We start from the raw sequence: 240 nt of genomic DNA, 5'->3' as shown, positions 1-240 counted from the left end.
ACGCCAAGGCTTCTCACGCGCGATGGATATCTCGGTGCACTCATTGATCCGCATGGCACGATTGGCCGAACCATTGATGTTCGAAGGTGGCAGCATCCTGGCCATGAGTTATTACGGCGGCGAGAAGGTAGTCGATCACTACAACATCATGGGGCCGGTCAAGGCGGCACTGGAGGGAACGGTACGCTCATTGGCCGTGGAGCTGGGGCCACGTCATATCCGTGTCAATGCCCTGTCACC

1 protein-coding gene is annotated in these 240 nt (G+C 57.9%); it reads left to right on the top strand.

Translation table 11 applies throughout. The features are described from left to right. Window positions 1-240, top strand: a 240-nt coding sequence (locus SB689_RS24100) for an SDR family oxidoreductase (RefSeq protein ID WP_410694546.1), incomplete at both ends; no start/stop codon positions are given.

Origin of the sequence: Chryseobacterium sp. SIMBA_038 (assembly GCF_046535115.1) — a bacterium.
Taxonomy (GTDB): domain Bacteria; phylum Bacteroidota; class Bacteroidia; order Flavobacteriales; family Weeksellaceae; genus Chryseobacterium.
The sequence above is the reverse complement of the archived record's forward strand: the minus strand, read 5'-3'. Positions and strand labels throughout refer to the sequence as shown.